This is a genomic window from Pollutibacter soli, from assembly GCA_029269725.1.
Lineage (GTDB): Bacteria > Bacteroidota > Bacteroidia > Chitinophagales > Chitinophagaceae > Pollutibacter > Pollutibacter soli.
In genome coordinates, this window is the sequence record JARJHS010000008.1 from 220,511 (window position 1) to 237,200 (window position 16,690).

Here is a 16,690-nt window from a genome sequence, read left to right on the forward strand (position 1 = left end):
CAAAGATGCAGAATTAACCTATTTGATTCCCCTGAATATGTTAACATTACTTAACATTTTTCGTACAAAATTTAATATCAGCCCAAGCAGCGTTTTCACATTTGTCTTATTCGTTTTTCGGGAGGCTTAAACTCAGTAATTTTGCAAAAAACTTTTTATGCTTGATTCGATAGAGTCCGCCATTGAGGATATCAAAAATGGTAAGATGGTGATCGTGGTGGACGACGAAGACCGTGAGAATGAGGGCGATTTTGTGACTGCTGCGGAAAATGCAAGTCCGGAAGTCATCAATTTCATGAGTAAGTATGGCCGGGGACTGATATGTGCACCACTCCCGGAAGAGCGTTGCGATGAGCTGGGATTGGAACAAATGGTGTCTAATAATACGGCTTTGCATGAAACGGCTTTTACGGTGTCCGTTGACCTGCTGGGTCACGGCTGTACCAGCGGAATTTCGGCACATGATCGTTCAAAAACCATTCGGGCATTAATAGATCCGGCCACAAAACCTGCTGATCTGGGTCGCCCGGGACATATTTTTCCGCTTCGTGCAAAAAAGGGCGGGGTGCTCAGACGCTCGGGCCATACCGAAGCTGCAGCAGACCTCTCAAGGCTGGCCGGATTTGAACCTGCTGGTGTTTTGGTGGAGATAATGAACGAAGACGGAACGATGGCCAGGCTGCCTGAACTGGAACAGATGGCTGTTAAATTCGATATGAAACTGATTTCGATAAAAGATCTGATCGAATACAGGTTGAAAACGGACTCATTAATCGAAAAAGTGGTGGCCGTTGATATGCCAACTAAATATGGTCATTTTAAACTCGTCGTTTTTCGCGAAACAGGTAATCCTCAAAGCGGCGAGCATCTCGCCCTGATCAAAGGTGAATGGAAAAAAGATGAGCCGGTAATGGTGAGAGTACACTCGTCCTGCTTTACAGGCGATATCCTGGGTTCACTTCGGTGCGATTGCGGCGAGCAACTTCACGCAGCCATGGAAATGGTACAGGCAGCAGGTCAGGGTGTTGTTCTATATATGAACCAGGAAGGTCGCGGAATCGGGTTGGTAAATAAGTTGAAAGCCTATAAACTCCAGGAAGATGGTATGGACACTGTGGAAGCCAATCTTCACCTGGGTTTTACTATGGATCAGCGCGATTATGGTGTCGGTGCGCAAATACTTCGTTCGCTAGGCATTTCAAAACTTAAACTGATCAGTAATAATCCGCGTAAGCGTGCAGGCCTTAGCGGCTATGGGTTAGAAATAGTCGAAACTGTTCCAATCAAAATTGATTCAAATCCTCACAACAAGAAATATCTGGAGACGAAGAGGGATAAGATGGGGCACGTTTTATAATGAAGTAGAAGTGATAGGTGAGTGCAGATAAATGTCACGGGCTTTTTTTCATGAATACTGAACAGGGATGTTACTAACAGATTTAGATTTTGATCTTTTTTGTAGAGACTATGTATCCCTGATCTCTACAAAAAAATAAAGTTTAAAAAAATAGGAAACTCAGACTTTATCATAATCAACCGCCGGCTTTTCCTGCTTAGCTGCCGGCAGGCAGGCTACTCACTACTTTCTACTTACTGTCTGACATTTGCGCTACTCACTGCACTGCTATCCGCTTTCGGTTGATCATCATCTTCGTCCTTTGGTTTTACAGCCGGACTGGCTTTCTTCTTCCTGAAAAAACGATCAAATTCTGTTCTGAAAGAAATATTGGCCCCGGTTCTGTCGCGGCGGCCGCTGGTCGACATTGCATCGAAAGTACTACGATAGAAAAATGAAGTTCTGAGTTTGCCATCGGGAGTGATCTTGTACTCAAGCACTACATCGGGCAGGAAAAGAAACGACTGGCTGTTACCCACTGCCGAACTATTTGCCGTTGAGAAATTGAAATCACTTCCGAATGTTACCGTGAGTTTGTCATCCAGCATCGACTTAATAAACTGCAGACTCACATTCTCTCTGAAATTATTTGAACTACCTGGTGCAGCGCCGGTACCGGTAATATCTGTAAGTATACGCGAATAGTTGAAGTTAACGTCAACAGACGATCCAAGAATTTTATAAAAGAAGTTGGATATGCTGCTGGCCAGGATGCTGTTGATTACACCCGAAATGGTATTATTGATCAGCTCACTGTTTAGGTCACTCGCAACAACCGCATTCTGCGGAGCAAAACTTTTAAACACAATCAGGTAAGTTGCCTGTTTGCTTACTTCAAGGGGGTCGCGATTGATGGTTTTTAACCTTCCATCGACAGCTGGATTATTCTTGATTTCACTGGTTGTAGGGAGTTGAATCAAAAAGCTCGGTTGCGGACTTGCCAGCGTTCCTGTAATATGACAAATCACCTCCACATCACTTAGTTCATTTAACACATCTGAACTCACGCCCGATACTGTCGAGGATGTGGGACTGGTGAATAAGGTACTCATTCGTACTTTTTCAGCGAGGTAAGTTGCATACACATTCAATTCTGCATTATATGGATCCCCGGTCCAGGTAATAGTGCTTACTGGATCGCGTTGAAGCACAAAGGGTTTTTTAAAAATATCCTGGAAATTGAAATTGTAATTTCCCCGGTCAACCGTGAATTTTCCGGTGAGGGTTAGTGCTTCAATAGTCGACGTATGCAATCTTAAATTTCCAAAGCCCCGGGCTGAAATTACATCACCACTTAATTCATCAAGAATAACATTCACCTTAATCAGCGGATTTGCTGTCAGATTGAGATCGATCGACAAAATATTCTCCGGGTTAGACAATGAGTCAAGGTTCATTTCCCTGCCATACAATCTCCATACGATAAAATCAACATCGCCTTTTTGTTTTGAATTGCCGGATGTGTTGATGCTGAAAGTGGAACTATCCACTGGCGTACCTTCAACATACATTTTCATGTTTTCTGAAGGACCTTTGAATGAAAATTTTACACTACCAACCGCTGTTCCGAAGAAGTCTTTATTTTCCAGGCGGGTTGTGTTCATCAATAATAATTTCGAAGATGTTGCATCAAAATCATAACCGAAATCATTGAAGAATCCATGCGTCAGTTTTCCTTTAACAAGGCCGGTATTTCCCAGCACATCAGTTATGGTAATTTCACCAAAATCAATTACTCCGGGCTGAAACGTGATCGTCGGATCGTTTAATGTATAGAAACACTGGGTATAATCGACCTTCAATCCACCACCGCTGATTTTCACTGATCCTGTGAAATCCGGCTTTTTCAGATTACCGGAAATCCGCAGTTTACCGGTTGCCTTTCCCCGGATATCTGAGAAAATATCCGTAAGATATGTTTCCAGCAAACCGAGTTTCAATTCTGTGATATCAATTGACGCTTCTATGGATTGATTGAGTGTGTCTTCAAGATTGAGTCCGCCTTTCACATCAAAACGATAATCCTGGTTATCTGAAACAAGAAAAAATGACGAACGTTTTTTCTTATTATCCCAGAACCCGTTAAGTGTAGTGATTCCAATACTGTCACCTTCAAAACGCGTCTGATCGGTCTGGGCATTCAGATAAATTTTGAGGTCACCATAAGGATCTTCGACAGTAATGTCTCCACTGGTAATACCTTCGATCTTCGGAACTTTCATAAAGAAAGGTAAGATATCGCCCATATTTACTCTCCTTAAAGAAAGAGCGAGATCATTACTGTTACCAACAGACGAAGGCAAAGAAGAAATCAGGATTTCCTGTTCACCGTTAGTAATACTGATATTGTTCGCATCGAGCAATGAACGACTGATCGTAAGCTCTCCGTTTTTTTCAATGCGCCAGGTTTTGTCATTCAATACGACAGTGGAAGGATTGAAATGAATTTTTACACCGTCAGGAAGATTGGTAATGGCTGCAGACATATCAGCAGCGTTGATTGTCTGATTCGCTGAAGTTCGGAAGTTTACCTGTGAAACATTCCCGGCCGACAAAATCGAAAGTGATGTCTCCGGGAATTCAAGACTATCGTTTACCGTAATCGTTCCGGCTTTTGAAAATATTCGCAGGCTATCCAGGTCGCCATTGCCTTCAAGATGAAAATCATTCAACTCGTATTTCTGGTAAGCGAGGTAAGGGATATCTACATTTATCGACAATGTCTTTTCTGCCGTATTTATCTTGCCGTTGATTTTACTGTAGTCCAGACCTTTTAGTTTGCTATCGAGAAGTGGCAGATACTGATCAATATTTTTCAGATCTGCACTGAATGAAAAATCCTGCGCTTTCAATTCGCCGGCGGGAGCTTTAAAATACATAGGGTAATACTTACTCAGATAAGCAGTAAGTGTATGTGGTAACTCCCGGATGGTATACACTCCAAACAAGGAGATATGAAAATCGCTGTTCGTAATTTCAATCTGTTTATTGTCTTCAATTTTCATTGAATAGAGGTAAAGTGTGTCGAAAACATATGTTTCTTCACCTCTGGTCAGTGCTACATCATACAAGGAGGCTTCTCCGATAAAATCATCAACTGTTTTTCCCTTAAAATTCAGCCTGAATTTTCCGATAACACTGAGATCTGCTTCCGTAAGATTGATTGTCTTCAGGTTACTGCGCTGTACATCAACCATCAGGTTATATTCCGGCTGCTCACTGTTCAGGTTAAACGAACCATTAAGTGCAGCTTTAAAATTGGGATCATCAATTGTTCCGGAACCGATGAATTCCCTGTTCTGAAGTTTTCCTGTGAGATCAACATTTTGAAATACATATTTATTCCATTCAATCGCGGTGATCTTTCCATTGATTTCGGCATCCGCCGATTTCGGATTGAATCCCTTGCCTTTCAGTTTGCCATTAAAGGCGATAACACCGAGTTCCGTATTCCCAAGAAATTTTCCAAGATTAAAACCATTGGTCTCTACTAATCCTGTATAAACAGGCTGACCTTCAGATGGTAATTTTAAATTGACATCAGCTTTTACTGTTCCCAACGCAGTCTCAATCGTTCCTTTTGTTACAAAATCCCTGATATACCCCGTGAAATTTCCTCTGAAATTCAGAAACTGCAGCTCTTTTAAATCCGGCTCTGTGATTTTCGAAATGGATGGAACGATAGTGACCACATCTGCATACGTTGTTCTGAAATCATTTGACTCAAAATTAATCAGCGTATTGTCGATGTCCGGAAGGCCTTTCATTTTAATGTCGCCATCAAGAAATGTATTTCGTCCATATTGAAGGTTGAAACCATTAGCGGTAAGATTGTCAATTGTGCCTGTAACGACACCTTTGATCTTAAGAGAAGTTTTCATCTCCTTCAGATCCGGTGCGAAATAAGCAATGTCAGTGGAACTGATATAGCTGTCCCTAAACCGTCCTTCCAATCGGACAGAATGCAGAAAGTCACCCATGTCCGAATTGAAGTCATCAAACCTCATCGAATAATAATTACTCAAATGACTTGTCGGGGTTTTGATATCCAGGTTGGAGAAAATCATCGCTTCCGGATAAAGTTTGAAATCCGCAAGTAGTTTATCTACCTGGAACCCACTGCGTTCTTTTGTACTTAGATCGAGATATGCACTGATGGTGTCTTTCTGCCAGCTGATATTTTTTGCTTTGAGATTGATGTCGGTGAAGTCGATATGACTTCCATCGAAATACGCGTAAGCTGGCCGTTCGGTGAATATATCGTTCCTGAAACGTCCGTCTTTCATTTCGAGGTCGTATACCAGGATATCCCAGTCTACAACATTCCATTGCAGTTCTCCCTTCACTTTTGCTGCCGGAGTTTTTTTGCCTGTTCTCGGTGGCCTGCGCCCTTCATAATTGTATAGGGTAAACAGGGGATCTTCCAGGTCAATTTTCCTGATGAAAATCTTCTTTCGGGCAAAATTGATTTCATCTGCAACAAGGTTGAGATAACCGACTTTGAACTCCCTGTTTTCACCAACCCATTGATCGATCTGCCTGAAGTCCACGTTTTTCAGTTCCATTCGTTTGATGGAGAATTCGATACCCCCTTCTTTTTTAGTGGGTTTTGATGGGCCAGCAAAAAAATCAGCAATGAACTGATGATTCCAGACGCTATCGGTTCGTTTCAGATTTATGATCGCATCGTTAAGTCCGAGGTAATGTAATTCGGCCTGGTTCTTCAAAAAAAACCAATCGGTGATGGAAACTTTCAATGCGCCGGCATAGAGAAGGGTGTCTTTATTTTTATCTTCGATAAGGGTTCCCTCCATGTACACGCGGTTCAGCAGGGATATGCTGACCCTCTTTACCTGGACCTTTGTACCAATGGCTTTGGAGAACCGGCTGGTGGCTTCACTCACCAGGTAGTTCTGCGCCCATTCCGTTTGTATCAGCATCGCCAGAATAACCAGGATCGTCAGCAGAGACAGTAGGATATAGCCGGATATTTTAAGGACTTTTTTCAGGAACGGCCGCTTTATCAGTAAAATTAAACTATTGCCACCGATGCGCAAATAAGGAACCTTGAATTAACTTTTTACCTAAAGGTTGAACGTAAAACGTTGAACGTTTAACGCTGGCCTAAGTCGATGGAAAACTCTGTCAAAAAGCAAATCGTTTAAGTTTCAGGACTTAGTAGATCTTTCATCAATCGACATAAGCCGATTTTTTTGAGAAGACCTATCTGAAATTCAATGAAGGAAATGAAAAAATCCGGCAAAGCCGGACTTTCAATATCAATAATAAACGGAAACTACTCCATCATAGGCTAACGTTCAACGTTCTACGTTCCACATTAAACGTTCTACCTAATTCAGAAAGTAGTGAACGCTCGCGGTAAACATCCTCGGCTTAATAACGGGTCCGTTGTCGTTATCCACAATGGTCCCCATGCCGTATACGTAACCGATAGTGAATTGAAAACTTCTGCCGAATTGATAACCCACATTTATTACTGCGTTTGCTTCAGCGCGGCCATAGGCGGTTGAGGCAATTTTCATCGGCTTATTCATTTCTTCCTTTCCGGTAATTTCTTCTTTTCCGCTTAGAACAAAAGACATTGAAGGACCGAACTGTACAAAAATGCCTGATTTGTAGAAGGACTTTTTCCATTCAAATAAGAGTGGAATTTCCAGGTAATTCATTTTCAGCGTATTTACGCTGGTATCCACATTGTTATATTCAATCGCAAAAACTTTGTGGGAATATTGGACCTGTGGCACAAAGTAAAGCTGTCCTTCCAGCAATACTTTCAGTTCCGCACCGACATGATAACCGCCGCTGTAGGGAACTGATGGCCTCGAACCGTCAGTAGCGATGACCTTGGCGGTAGTCGCATTTGCGCCGGCTTTTAAGCCAACACGCAGCTGAGCCGATGCCGCAGAAACACTAGTGACTAAAACGAGAACTAACAGGTACTTTTTCATAACGCTTGATTAAATAGAAGCGTAAGATTACTAAGAATTATTCGCAGGTACAATGTGGAATATCCCGGTTTTCGATTAAATATGGATTTTTTTAGATGAATGGAACCTGGCCCAAAGGTAATGGCTTGTAATTGAATAACAGACTTTTACGGCTAATATTAACCGTACAGAATGGGGATTCCGGGATTGGCTTTGCTTATACGTGAAGGTGATCGTACCTGTTAGTCTTCCAGTAATTCGATCAGGTAGTTCTCCGCCTGGCGGATAGACCCTGTCTTGGAGATCCTGGTTATCACAACCTGTTTTTTCCAGCCGTCCTTAAGCCTGAACTGGTGTTCAGACCTTTCAGAGATATCCATGGACTTTATAACTTGTTTTAACTCAGGATCATTCTCAGAAGCTCCAATTCTTTTGTATACTTCCTGTAATACTTTCATTGTGCCACTCCGATCGAGTTGAACATTCATGGCGATGGTTATAAATTCAGTGGAGACAGGAGAAAGTGTAACTGCGAGTTCTGTAATAGCTGGCAAACGCTCACTTACATAAGGACTTTCCAGCATTGTTTTCTTCTTCACTGCAGCCCTGCTGAACTCCAGCCCATACAAAGAATGATACAACTGTATTTCTTTGATCAGGGAATTTTCTACCAGTTCTCTTGTATTGAACATTGCCATCGTTTTTTCCATAATGGATTTGAACGAAGCACTTGCGGTGTCCTTCGCCGATAACAAAAAAAGATTTTTGTAGTTATCACGAACCTGTTCCCGGTTTTCAAGCTCCAGGAACATACCGCCTTCGCTGGTCGAGAAGAGAAATTCCATTCCATCAAATATGGGAACGCCGGCCCCATTTCTGACATCACCCGATTTATGTAATTCAGGACTGCGAAATTTCCAACGTATTTTATATCCCCCTTCATTAGAATCCAGTATGGTTACATGTGCCTCATAACTTAGAGCAGCTTCCGACCTCATATCCGCTTCCGAACTTCCGGTAGATTTTGTATGCGTGATTTTCAGTTTCCGCTCTTCACCTTTTTTCCAGAATGCAATACAGGTGACGCTGGAATCTGTGATCCTGTTCTGTGCATATGATGAAACATTTCCTGACAGGAACTGGAAAACAGAAAGGAAGTAAATGGTGCTTTGTCTGATAGATTGCATTTTCACGAGGTATAAAACGGTATGAGACTTCCATACTTTGTAAGTGAACCTTGAATCATTTTCTAACTGCAATACAAATGCCGGTTGACCAATGGATCATTGTTATATTCAGGCGCGGGTCATTTTGCATTTCACCAATCAACACATCCACTTTTGCCGCATGTCCTTCAGGCCAGTTGGGTTGAGGAAGAAGATCATCGATGATGTAGAAACCACCGGGTACCAACAGACCGATGGTTTCATTTCTCAGATTAAATTTTCCTGGCCATGCATCGGCGAAAATCAAATCAAATGGTTTGCCCTTGTAATTCTGTATCCATTCACCTCCGTCTCCACAAAAAAAACTTATTCTTTTATCATCCTTAAAATGTTCCACTGCCGGCTGCTGAAACTCTTCGCTATTATCGATACTGATTACCGATGAAGATTCGTCCATTCCTCCCACAAGGAAAGACAGAGACAATCCTGTACCTGTACCAATTTCGAGGAAATGTCCGCCTGGCTTTGAAGATGCAATTGTTCTTAACAAACTGCCGGTATACAGATCAGAAGCCATAGTAAAACCCAATGCCTTCGACTTTTCCATCAACTGCAAATGGCGTGCGGACAATACAATACGACTGTCATCAAACATCAGTACAAAATTTAAAATTGGAAATTGAAAAATTTATAATCAATAAGCGCGTGCATCGTCGTCACCGCGCTTATCACCTACCGCTTCAAGCAGTAATTTGTTGGATACAGACTTTGTAATTTTAATTACTTCGGTACGACCGATATATCCGCGTTTGGATATTTTGTACCCCATTTTTTTCAGTTGTGAAACGGTATCGTCGGGAAAATCTGCTTCAACAAAAATTTCATCGGGCATCCATTGATGATGAAATTTAGGTTTGTTTACGGCATCGGATACACTAAGATTGAAATCTATTACATTCATGATGGTTTGCAAAACCGACGTTGGAATTGTTGTGCCACCGGGAGTGCCGACTACCAGGTAAGGTTGATTATTTTTTAAAACGATGGTCGGTGTCATTGAACTCAGCATCCGTTTTCCGGCCGCAATGGCGTTGTTTTCATTTCCAAGAGCGCCATACATGTTTGGCACACCTGGCTTGATACTGAAATCATCCATTTCATTGTTCATTAAAAAACCAGCGCCACTGACAACAGTGCCCGATCCATAACCACCATTTAAAGTAGTGGTTACAGAAATGGCATTTCCCCATTGGTCAACAACCGAAAGATGCGTTGTTTCTTCGCTCTCCGGGGTTGGAATTCCAGCCTTTATTTCGCTACTGTTACCTGCTTTGTCTGGCTGATAATCCGCCATTCTTTTTTCGAGATAGGACTTGCTTACCAGTTGCTTCACTGGAACTTTCACTTTATCAATATCACCTAAATATTCAGCACGATCAGCATAAGCGCGTCTCTCTGTTTCCGTGACGAGTTGTACAGCGTCGGCAGAAAGAAATCCTTTTTCAGCGATGTTTTTACCGGAAATCATTGTCAGCGTCTGTTGTAAAATGATTCCACCGCTGCTGGGTAATGGCATACTTAAAATAGTATAACCATTATAAGTGAACTCAACCGGAATTCTTTCGCGCACCTTATAATTTTTGAGATCAGCATTGGTAATGATGCCATTCCCTCTTTTCATTTCTGCAACAATCAGATTGGCCGTTTCGCCTTCGTAAAATCCGGCAGCTCCTTTGTCCCTGATTCTTTTTAAAGTATTAGCAAGATCTTTTTGAATAAGGGTATCTCCTTCTTTCCAGGAAGTTTCCTTTACAAAAACCGGAACCACAGTATTATATCTGATGAATGCATCACGATGCCTGTTGAGGGATGATGCTTCTGATTTAGTAATGACAAAGCCCTTTTCAGCAAGCAGGATTGCAGGAGCAATCAGATCCCTGAATGGAAGTTTTGCATACCGATGTGAAAAAAATAAACCAGCAACGGTACCTGGAATTCCGGAAGCAAGATGGCCATTCTGACTTTTCTCCGTAAGAGCGTTCCCATCTTTATCAATATACATATCACGGTGGGCCGCCGCAGGTGCAGACTCGCGATAATCAACAGCGATTTTTTTTCCATCCTGTAAATATCCGACCATGAACCCGCCTCCTCCAATATTTCCTGCTCCAGGATACACTACTGCCAATGCTAACTGAACAGCTATTGCAGCATCAACCGCGTTACCTCCTGACTTTAAAATCCGTATACCCACTTCACTTGCCAGGGGATGTGCGGTTACAACAGCTCCCTTGCTTCCTTCTGCCTGTTTTTTAATCTCGTATTGATAGGGATTAAAACCAGGTTGCTGTTGCTGAGCAACCGAAAAGAGTGAAGTAGTGAGCGAAATAAAAATACAGAAGAAAATTTTTGAAGCTGTCCAGATCGAAATGCGGTTCATGGTATAAAAATAAAACAATGGAGAATCCGGTAACTGCATTTCTTTCAAATGCTCATCTTTCTTTATTTTCACGCCCTGTTAAAAAAAATCGCGGACTATGATAGCAAGACAGGCCCTGTTACTAGTATTTCTTTCTTTTATAATATCAGCAACTGCACAGGAAACTTTCAGGAGCCCGGAGCAATTCCTGGGTTATCCATTAGGAAGCCGGTATTCGAGACATAACCAGATTGTGGGTTATTTTGAACATGCTGCGCGCACCAACCCAACAAAAGTGAAGATCCAATCCTATGGACAAACTTACGAAGGTCGTCCGTTGATGGTGGCGTTCATCGGTACTCCTGAAAACATTGCCAACCTGGAGCAGATACGCCAGAACAATCTTCGCCTGGCAGGTATAGCAAAAGATAAAGCTGCGCCTTCGGAAACAACTGCGGCGTTGGTCTGGTTGAGTTATAATGTGCATGGTAACGAACCCTCTTCCAGTGAAGCTGCGATGAAAACTTTATTTGCATTACTTGACCCAACCAATACACAAACTGCACAATGGTTGAAAAATACCGTGGTGATACTTGATCCATGTATTAACCCGGATGGCCGTGACCGTTATGCCAACTGGCAGAATGGTGCAGCCAACAAAGTTCCTGATGCTAATCCGCAAACGAGGGAGCATCGCGAACCATGGCCCGGTGGTCGTGTGAACCATTACTTTTTTGATCTTAACCGTGATTGGGCCTGGCAGACACAGCAGGAGTCGCGCCAGCGTATGGAACTCTACAATCAGTGGTTGCCACAGGTACACGTAGATTTTCATGAACAGAGCTATAACAGTCCATATTATTTCGCGCCGGCGGCAGAACCTTATCATGAAGTCATTACTCCATGGCAGCGCGATTTTCAGATCCTGATAGGGAAAAACAACGCGAAGTATTTTGACGAAAAAGGCTGGTTGTTTTTCACAAAAGAAAGATTCGATCTTTTCTACCCAAGCTATGGCGATACTTATCCTACTTACAATGGTGCTATCGGTATGACATTCGAACAGGGTGGCGGGCCCAGTGGGGGAAAAGCAGTCCGCACGCAGGATGGTGACACGCTCACACTTGCTGACAGGATAGAGCATCACTATACAACAGGTCTTTCTACAATCGAGGTTACTTCTACGAATGCGGCAAGACTCATAAAAGAGTTCAGGAAATTTTTTACCGATGGCGTTAACGGGACTTTTGGTGATTACAAGACTTATGTAATCCGTCACACCAATTCAATGGGTGCCGAAGCGGGTGATCTTGGCCGTTACCTGAAAAATAATGGAATCGAATTCGGATATGCCGGTACCAAGGTGGCATCAAAAGGGTACAATTTCACAACACGTAAAGAAGAATCATTCAGCATTAATCCGAACGATGTTATCATCTCTGCATTTCAACCAAAGTCTGCGATGGTAAAGGTGTTGTTTGAACCGGACAGTAAGCTTGTCGATTCAAATACTTATGATATTACTTCATGGTCGCTGCCCTATGCGCTTGGTCTCGAAGCTTATGGCGTTAAGGATAAAATTCTTCCTTCACCACCAAGCGCTGAACAGGTAAAGAAATCAGCGATGTCTGAAACGGTAAAACAAGCTTATGCCTGGGTAGCGCCCTGGAACAGTTCAGGATCTGCAGCATTGCTTGCGCAACTTCTGACGGCAGGCATCAAGGTCAGGTATGCGGAGCAACCATTTCAGAGCAATGGTAAAACTTTTGATAAAGGAAGTCTGATCATTACCAGGGCTGCGAATAGTTCTTTTGGAGATCAGTTATACACGGCCATCGGCAAAGCTCTTGCAGGTGCACCGGGTTTTCATGAAACAATAGAGCCGATACAATCCGGGTATGTAGATAAAGGATTTGATATTGGAAGCAGTATGGTGAGATACATCAATACACCTAAGGTTGCACTAATCATGGGAGACGGTATTTCTGCAAACGCTTCGGGTGAACTTTGGTATTATTTCGAACAGGAGTTGAAATATCCTGTGTCGACCATTAATGCAACAGATCTCGCGCAGGTAAACCTCAGAAATTTTGATGTGATCATTATGCCTGATGGGAACTATCGCAATTTCAGCGATAAAACTGTAACTGAAGAACTCAGGCGCTTTGTACAGGCTGGCGGACGGTTGATTGCTATCGAAAACGCAGTGTCGGTGTTATCTAACCTGGACTGGGCAATCAAAAAGAAAAAAGAAGATTCTAAAAAGGAAGATGATAAACCTGATTATAATCTTCTCAAAAAATATGGCAATCGCGAGAGGGACTACCTTGTAAACACGATTCCGGGTGCCATCTTCAGAGTTGAGCTTGACAATTCCCACCCACTGGGTTTCGGATACAAAGGGCAATACCTCACATTAAAACAGGATGACAATATTTATGAGTTTATGAAAGAGGATGGATGGAATGTGGGAGTGATTAAGAAAGACAGCTATATCACTGGTTTTGCAGGTGCCGGTACTAAACAGAAACTAAAAGATGGTTTACTGATCGGTGTCCAGGAAATAGGCAGAGGTAATGTGATCTATTTTGCCGATGATCCTATCTTCAGAGGTTTCTGGGAAAACGGAAAGTTGATGCTGGCAAATGCTGTGTTTTTGGTAGGAGAGTAGGAGAGGACAGAATACCGGAAGAGAAGGCGAAAATTGAAAACGGAAAACGGAAAACCGGAATAATCAGAGTTGACAGCAACTATCATCCGTTAGGTTATTCGTAGAGACAAGGTATGCCTTGTCTTGGCAGGAAAACAGAATAAGGGATACAGAATACAGGAAGAATGGTCTGAAACGGGAGCCAGAAGCTGAAAAAGGAAGAATTAAAAATATGGTCACTGTAGAATATCTGCTGCCTGTTGCCTGTGAAATTTAACGAAAAAAGCATCCGGGCAAGCAACACCTGCTGCCCGCTGCCTATATAAAAAAGTTAAAAAAAACAAAAAGCCCCTGATCATTTTCTTTAGAGATTCATTTGTAATACTTTTAAGCCTTACATATTACTGCCATTATCCGGATTTGCAGTTTGGATAATGGCAGATGTTTAATACGCATGAAGAAACTTTTACTCATTTTACTGATCTCTGCTTCCACGCTTGCAAAAGCCCAGGCTCCTCAGCAATGGAGCAGCAGCGAGATCGGACTTGCACTTAAAAAATTAAAGGTACTTGGCACGGTTCTGTACATCGCTGCTCACCCTGATGATGAGAACACCCAACTCCTGGCATATTTCTCGAAAGGAAAAAATTATCGCACAGGTTATCTCTCTCTTACCCGTGGGGACGGCGGCCAGAACCTGATCGGTGATGAACAGGGAATCGAACTCGGTTTGTTGCGTACCCAGGAGTTATTATCAGCCAGGCGAATTGATGGAGCCCAGCAGTTTTTTAGTCGCGCCTATGATTTTGGTTTTTCAAAATCAACAGATGAAGCATTAACCATCTGGGGGAAGGATAAAATCCTTTCTGACGTTGTTTGGGTGATTCGAAACTTCAGACCTGATATCATTATTACGCGCTTCCCGCCGGATGAAAGGGCCGGCCATGGTCAGCACTCCGCTTCGAGTGTGCTTGCGCGTGAGGCATTTGACGCTGCTGGCGACAAAACGAAATTTCCTGAACAGTTTCAATATGGCGTGGAACCGTGGCAGCCAAAACATATTTTCTGGAACACATACAATTTTGGTGCGTTTAATACAACTGCCAATGATCAGCTAAAGATCGACGTCGGCGTTTACCAGAATATGCTGGGAAAAAGTTTCGGAGAAATTTCATCACAAAGCCGCAGCCAGCATAAGAGCCAGGGTTTTGGCGATGAATCTTCACGCGGTGAGGAGTTTGAGTTTCTCAAGAACCTGGCTGGCGATGTGCAATTGAAAGATCCCTTTACTGATATTCCAACCGACTGGAGCAGGGTAGAAGGTGGCAAAGTGATTGAAACAAAAATTGATTCGATTATCGAAAATTATTCTTTGGACCGGCCTGATCTTTCTGTGTTACCGCTTGCTGAATTATATAAATCCATTTCTGCACTTCCGGAAAGTTACTGGCGCAAAGTGAAGCTGGCAGAAGTACAGAAACTGATTGCTATGGCTTCCGGTTTGTACATGGAAGCAGTAGTTTCATCGCCCCTGGCAGTAATCGGTGATTCATTGGGAGTGAAAATCAATCTCATCAACCGGTCATCTGCAAAAATGCAATTGAAGTTTTTGCAGCTGGAATCATTTCAGAAAGCAACCGATACTACGCTGGCGCCTAACCGAAATTATACTACCAGCGAAAAAATCGCTGTAGCGCTGAATAAACCCATCAGTCAGCCATACTGGCTGGTGAATGAAATGGAAAAAGGATCCTATACCGTGAAGGATCAGCAATTAATTGGTCTTCCCGAAAGTCCCGCATCTTATAATGTTACCGCTGAGTTGATAATTGAAGGTACCAGGCATATATTCTCAATTCCTGTTCAGTATAAGCATACTGATCCGGTAAGAGGCGAACTCTTCGAACCACTCACAGTAACTAATCCGGTCAGCCTGAATACAAGTCCCCCGGTGATGTTATTTCACAAAGGTCAGATTACGACACGTTCTCTGAATCTCAGCATTACATCCTATACCGATCTTACTTCAACAGACAACGGTTGGATGTATCGATACGGCACTACTGATCAGCGTTTACCAGATAGTTTAGTGCGTTTGAGAAAAAATAGTACCCGTACCAAACAGGTTTCGGTGAGCAACAAGTTTATGAATGGTAATGAAAAAGACAGATTAATGGCGAGCTTCCTTTACAAATTTAACGGAGCAGAAAAAGGCGGATACCTGGCCATGGCGACAATCAATTATAACCATATTCCCCCGATCAGGTATTTCTACCAGGATGGAGTGACCATATTGAATCTGCCTGTTAAAATTGCGGGTAAGCGTGTAGGTTATATCAAAGGGGCTGGAGACAGGGTTCCGGAGGCATTGGGCGAATTGGGTTTCACCGTAAGTTACCTTACCGAACAGGATATGGATCCTGTGGTGTTAAAAAAGTATGATGCCATTGTAACAGGCATTCGCGCATATAATGTTCATGACTGGCTTAGCGCTCACTATGATGATCTGATGCAATATGTAAAAGAAGGCGGCAACCTGGTGGTACAGTACAATACCAACAGTTTCGCGGGCCCCTTCCAGGCAAAGATGAGTCCATTTCCTTTTGAAGTGTCACGTAACCGCGTAACCGATGAAAATGCAGTTGTTAATTTCGAAATACCGAACGATGAATTACTGAATCGCCCCAATAAAATAACAGCTTCTGATTTCGAAGGCTGGATACAGGAACGGGGAATTTACTTTGCAGAAAAAACAGAAACCAATTTCAGAACGGTTTTATCTATGAAAGATCCCGTCGATAAAGCTCTTCAAAAGGGAAGTCTTATTGCAGCCAAATACGGAAAGGGAAGATTTATATATACAGGACTTGCATTTTTCCGACAGTTGCCTGCTGGTGTTCCGGGTGCCTATCGACTTTTTGCCAATCTTGTTTCAAATCCAAACAGCAGCATAGATGGCACAAAATAATACAAGTCACAGATCAGGTGTTGGATTGGTTGCAGGTCTGGCGATCGGCGTATTGGCAACCATTATTTTCAAGAAGCTGGCCATTGGATTGCTGATCGGTATCATTGTCGCATTCCTGTTAAGCCGTATGAGTAAATAATATT

9 protein-coding genes are annotated in these 16,690 nt (G+C 42.7%); 4 read left to right on the forward strand and 5 right to left on the reverse strand.

The features are described 5' to 3' along the window. The first annotated feature begins 157 nt into the window (after nt 1-157). Nucleotides 158-1,357, forward strand: coding sequence for a bifunctional 3,4-dihydroxy-2-butanone-4-phosphate synthase/GTP cyclohydrolase II (locus tag P2W82_RS19040; protein WP_336517522.1), 1,200 nt, complete (start codon nt 158-160; stop codon nt 1,355-1,357). Nucleotides 1,358-1,590: 233 nt separating this feature from the next. Here P2W82_RS19040 and P2W82_RS19045 read toward each other — a convergent pair whose 3' ends face one another. From P2W82_RS19045 to ggt, 5 genes are all read right to left on the reverse strand, one after another. Beyond that, nucleotides 1,591-6,336, reverse strand: coding sequence for a translocation/assembly module TamB domain-containing protein (locus P2W82_RS19045; protein ID WP_336517523.1), 4,746 nt, complete (start codon nt 6,334-6,336; stop codon nt 1,591-1,593). Between the two features lie 411 nt (nt 6,337-6,747). Continuing rightward, the gene (locus tag P2W82_RS19050; RefSeq protein WP_336517524.1) at nt 6,748-7,365 is read right to left on the reverse strand and encodes a porin family protein; all 618 of its coding nucleotides are present in this window, start codon (nt 7,363-7,365) and stop codon (nt 6,748-6,750) included. A 221-nt stretch (nt 7,366-7,586) separates the two neighbouring features. Beyond that, nucleotides 7,587-8,531, reverse strand: a complete 945-nt coding sequence (locus tag P2W82_RS19055; RefSeq protein WP_336517525.1) for a hypothetical protein — start codon at nt 8,529-8,531, stop codon at nt 7,587-7,589. Between the two features lie 55 nt (nt 8,532-8,586). Further along, nucleotides 8,587-9,165 carry an O-methyltransferase gene (locus tag P2W82_RS19060; protein ID WP_336517526.1) on the reverse strand — a complete coding sequence of 193 codons (579 nt, stop codon included), beginning with the start codon at nt 9,163-9,165 and terminating at the stop codon, nt 8,587-8,589. A gap of 39 nt (nt 9,166-9,204) precedes the next feature. Further along, nucleotides 9,205-10,950: a gamma-glutamyltransferase gene (ggt, locus tag P2W82_RS19065; protein ID WP_336517527.1), complete on the reverse strand. Its 1,746-nt coding sequence runs from the start codon at nt 10,948-10,950 to the stop codon at nt 9,205-9,207. A 97-nt stretch (nt 10,951-11,047) separates the two neighbouring features. Between ggt and P2W82_RS19070 the strand changes: the two genes are divergently transcribed. From P2W82_RS19070 to P2W82_RS19080, 3 genes are all read left to right on the forward strand, one after another. Beyond that, nucleotides 11,048-13,600, forward strand: coding sequence for a M14 family metallopeptidase (locus P2W82_RS19070; RefSeq protein WP_336517528.1), 2,553 nt, complete (start codon nt 11,048-11,050; stop codon nt 13,598-13,600). 433 nt (nt 13,601-14,033) lie between these two features. Further along, on the forward strand, nt 14,034-16,547 hold the full coding sequence (locus P2W82_RS19075) for a PIG-L family deacetylase (protein ID WP_336517529.1): 2,514 nt from the start codon (nt 14,034-14,036) through the stop codon (nt 16,545-16,547). After that, nucleotides 16,534-16,686 carry a glycine zipper domain-containing protein gene (locus tag P2W82_RS19080; RefSeq protein WP_336517530.1) on the forward strand — a complete coding sequence of 51 codons (153 nt, stop codon included), beginning with the start codon at nt 16,534-16,536 and terminating at the stop codon, nt 16,684-16,686. The genes P2W82_RS19075 and P2W82_RS19080 overlap by 14 nt, the downstream gene beginning before the upstream one ends. Nucleotides 16,687-16,690 lie beyond the last annotated feature (4 nt).

What these genes read in the sequence shown, in the direction of transcription:
- P2W82_RS19050 (WP_336517524.1), bottom strand. Translation starts at nt 7,365, where the DNA reads ATGAAAAAGTACCTGTTAGTTCTCGTTTTAGTCACTAGTGTTTCTGCG.
- P2W82_RS19060 (WP_336517526.1), bottom strand. Translation starts at nt 9,165, where the DNA reads ATGTTTGATGACAGTCGTATTGTATTGTCCGCACGCCATTTGCAGTTG.
- P2W82_RS19045 (WP_336517523.1), bottom strand. Translation starts at nt 6,336, where the DNA reads ATGCTGATACAAACGGAATGGGCGCAGAACTACCTGGTGAGTGAAGCC.
- P2W82_RS19080 (WP_336517530.1), top strand. Translation starts at nt 16,534, where the DNA reads ATGGCACAAAATAATACAAGTCACAGATCAGGTGTTGGATTGGTTGCA.
- ggt (WP_336517527.1), bottom strand. Translation starts at nt 10,950, where the DNA reads ATGAACCGCATTTCGATCTGGACAGCTTCAAAAATTTTCTTCTGTATT.
- P2W82_RS19070 (WP_336517528.1), top strand. Translation starts at nt 11,048, where the DNA reads ATGATAGCAAGACAGGCCCTGTTACTAGTATTTCTTTCTTTTATAATA.
- P2W82_RS19055 (WP_336517525.1), bottom strand. Translation starts at nt 8,531, where the DNA reads ATGCAATCTATCAGACAAAGCACCATTTACTTCCTTTCTGTTTTCCAG.
- P2W82_RS19075 (WP_336517529.1), top strand. Translation starts at nt 14,034, where the DNA reads ATGAAGAAACTTTTACTCATTTTACTGATCTCTGCTTCCACGCTTGCA.
- P2W82_RS19040 (WP_336517522.1), top strand. Translation starts at nt 158, where the DNA reads ATGCTTGATTCGATAGAGTCCGCCATTGAGGATATCAAAAATGGTAAG.